The 3,107-nt window shown below is 64.7% G+C and carries 5 protein-coding genes; 3 read left to right on the plus strand and 2 right to left on the minus strand.

Translation table 11 applies throughout. The features are described from left to right. A partial coding sequence (locus QOI01_RS01250) for a DNA polymerase IV (protein ID WP_526377838.1) occupies positions 1-680 on the minus strand: 680 nt, incomplete at its 3' end. 10 nt (positions 681-690) lie between these two features. Then, a complete protein-coding gene (locus QOI01_RS01255) occupies positions 691-1,305 on the minus strand; it encodes a TetR/AcrR family transcriptional regulator (protein WP_526377840.1) in 615 nt (204 codons plus the stop codon). Positions 1,306-1,395: 90 nt separating this feature from the next. Between QOI01_RS01255 and QOI01_RS01260 the strand changes: the two genes are divergently transcribed. From QOI01_RS01260 to nrdI, 3 genes are all read left to right on the plus strand, one after another. Beyond that, positions 1,396-1,953 (plus strand): NADPH-dependent FMN reductase, encoded by a 558-nt coding sequence (locus QOI01_RS01260; RefSeq protein ID WP_526377842.1) that lies wholly within the window; start codon positions 1,396-1,398, stop codon positions 1,951-1,953. Positions 1,954-2,465: 512 nt separating this feature from the next. Then, the gene (locus tag QOI01_RS01265; RefSeq protein ID WP_313865820.1) at positions 2,466-2,705 is read left to right on the plus strand and encodes a redoxin NrdH; all 240 of its coding nucleotides are present in this window, start codon (positions 2,466-2,468) and stop codon (positions 2,703-2,705) included. Positions 2,706-2,740: 35 nt separating this feature from the next. Continuing rightward, positions 2,741-3,107 (plus strand): class Ib ribonucleoside-diphosphate reductase assembly flavoprotein NrdI (gene nrdI, locus QOI01_RS01270; RefSeq protein ID WP_526377844.1); only part of this gene is annotated, 367 nt, incomplete at its 3' end.

Below are 3,107 nucleotides of genomic sequence, written 5' to 3' on the forward strand. Positions count from 1 at the left end.
AACGTCGCGGTGAGCAGAGTCGGGTCAGTGACGGCGAGGTCGGCGACGGTCGTAATGCCCAGTCCGGCAAGCCGTTTGGCGGTCTTGGGACCGACGCCCCAGAGCGCATCGACCCCGCGGTCGCCCATCAACGGCATCCAGTTCTCGTCGGTGAGCGCGAAGACACCCTGGCCTTCATCTGCTCCTCGCGTGCGCGAAGGCTTGCCGAAACCGGTGGCGACCTTGGCCCGCTGCTTGTTGTCGCTGATGCCCACCGAACACGACAGGGCAGTCTCGGCGGCGACGACCGTGCGGATGCGTTCGGCCAACTCCAACGGGTCGGCCACGTCGGCGCCCAGGTAGGCCTCGTCCCAGCCCCACACCTCCAGCGGGTGACCAAGGTCGCGCAGCAGTCCCATCACCTGCTCTGACGCCTCGTCGTAGGCGTCCGGATCGGACGGCAGGAAGGTGGCGTCCTGGCAGCGGCGGGCGGCCGTGCGCAGCGGCATTCCGGCGTGCACGCCGAACTCCCGCGCCTCGTACGAGGCGCAGGTGACGACCTTGCGCGGTTCGGTGGGATCACCGCTGCCGCCGACGATGACAGGCAGCCCGGCCAGTTCGGGATGGCGGCGTAGCTCGACCGACGCCAGAAATTGGTCGAGGTCGACATGCAGGACCCAGCTCGATGTCGGCGAGGCCATGGGGGTCAGGTCACCGCCCACACAGCTTGCGCGCCAAGCTTTCCCAGGCGTCGCCCAGCGTCTCGAGGGTGTGTCTGCCGGAATTCAGTTGGTGCTCCACATAATCCACGTCAAGCAGGGCCAGCAGCGCGTCGGTCTGGACATCGAGATCGCCGCTGGCGTGGGCCGCCTGCAACAGCACCCGCACATGGGTGTGCTGCACCGCTGCGGCTCCCACGTGGCGGGTCACCGGATCGCCTTTGGCCGCCGAGAGCAGCGCGTGGTGGGTGTGCACGAAGCACATGCGGTCCTGGCCGAACGCCACCAGGCGATCCATCGGCGGCGCGTCGGGGCCCAGCGGGGGCGGGCCGAACAGAAAGGCCTGCTGACTGGCGCGTTCGTCCTCGTCGAGCAGCACCATCATCAGCCCGGCGCGGCTGCCGAACCGGCGGAACAGCGTGCCTTTTCCGACACCGGCGGCCGCGGCGACGTCGTCCATCGTGACCGCGTCCGCGCCACGGGTGGCGACCAGGCGGCGGGCTGCATGCAGCAGCAGCTCGCGGTTGCGCGCCGCGTCACCTCGCTCCTGTGGCAGCTCTCGCGGCGCCGACACGGGCAACTCGCCCAACCTCTCCACACCGCTCACCACTGCACTTTAACGCGGCCGGAATAAAACGGACTACAGTCCGTTTAAGCCGTGGAAAGATGTAGACCAATAACCGAAGGGAACGGACCAGTGGCAGAGATCAAAGTCGTGGCGTTGGTGGGGAGCCTGCGCGCTGCATCGATAAATCGCAAAATCGCCGAACTCGCGGTCGAGGTAGCGCCCGACGATGTCGCCATCACCGTGTTCGAGGGGCTGGCGGACTTGCCGTTTTACAACGAAGAGATCGACGACGTCATGAACACCGACGCGCCGCCGCTGGCTTCGGTGGACGCGCTGCGCGCCGCGGCCGGCGAGGCGGATGCGGCCCTGGTGGTCACCCCCGAGTACAACGGCAGCATTCCGGCCGTCGTCAAGAACGCGATCGACTGGCTGTCTCGACCGTTCGGCGACAGCGCGTTGAAGGGCAAGCCGTTGGCAGTGGTCGGGGGGTCTTTTGGACAGTACGGCGGAGTGTGGGCGCACGACGAGACCCGCAAGTCATTCGGCATCGCCGGCGCACGGGTAGTGGAGACGATCAAACTGTCGGTGCCGTTTGGAACTTTGGAGGGCAAGGCTCCCGCCGAGCACGCCGAGCTGGTGGCCAATGTGCGCGACGTGGTCGGCAAGCTCGCCGCCGAGGTCGGCTGATTGGCGGTATCCAACAAGCCGCTCACTCGGTGACCAGCAGCGTTCTAGCAAGTTAATAGCTAAAGCCGCCAGCTAGCCTGGCGGCTTTGCTAGCGGCGGGTAGGCGCCCAGACGGCACCGGTGTTGTCGGTGGCCGGTGCTATACCGATACGCATGGGCGTCTTTGACGGGGTTTGTGATCTGCGACACGCCGGGGCGGGCATGTGCGTCAGGGCTTACGACCAGGGAATTTCAGAATTGTTATTCGGAACATCTTGTATCTCGAGATCTTGTCAGCCCCTAGGTGTAGTGTTTCGACAGCCGGCAGATCCCAGGTTCACCAAGCCAGACCGGCCCGGTGAACCACCCGGAATCGGCTGGAAGGTTCGAAGCCAGGTGCTTCGACCTGACAGCCGCAGGACGGGAATCTTGGGGCTTGACGGAGCGCTGAACTTAGCGCAGATGTAGTGCCCCAAGCAGTTGCCAGTCCGTAACAAAATCTTCGACCTTCTTCCCGCAGAGGAGCGGCTTCAATGAGCATCACCGTGTACACCAAGCCGGCATGTGTGCAGTGCAGCGCTACCTACAAGGCTCTCGACAAGCAGGGCCTTGCCTACGAGAAGGTCGACATCAGCCTGGATGCCGAGGCGCGCGACTACGTGATGGCACTGGGCTATCTGCAGGCTCCCGTGGTGGTGGCAGGAAGCGACCACTGGTCGGGCTTCCGGCCCGATCGGATCAAGGCGCTTGCCGGGGCGGCGCTGAGCGCCTAGTCCAGTAGATGAGCAAGTAAGGAGGTTGCGGTGCCATGGACATCACGCAGTGCAACCTTGTCTATTTCTCTTCCGTATCGGAGAACACCCACCGCTTCGTCCAGAAGCTGGGTGTTCCCGCCACGCGGATACCCCTCCATGGTCGCATCGAGGTCGACGAACCGTACGTATTGATATTGCCCACGTACGGCGGAGGCCGGGCCACGCCGGACATCAACGACGGTGGCTACGTCCCCAAACAAGTCATCGCGTTCTTGAACAACGAGCACAACAGGTCGTTCATCCGTGGCGTCATCGCCGCGGGCAACAACAACTTCGGCACGGAGTTCGCCTATGCGGGCAATGTGGTGTCCCGCAAATGCGGCGTGCCGTACCTCTACCGGTTCGAACTCATGGGCACCC

Source organism: Mycobacterium sp., assembly GCF_032162605.1.
Lineage (GTDB): Bacteria > Actinomycetota > Actinomycetes > Mycobacteriales > Mycobacteriaceae > Mycobacterium.

Coding starts and splice junctions, on each gene's coding strand:
- QOI01_RS01265 (WP_313865820.1), top strand. CDS start 2,466: ATGAGCATCACCGTGTACACCAAGCCGGCATGTGTGCAGTGCAGCGCT.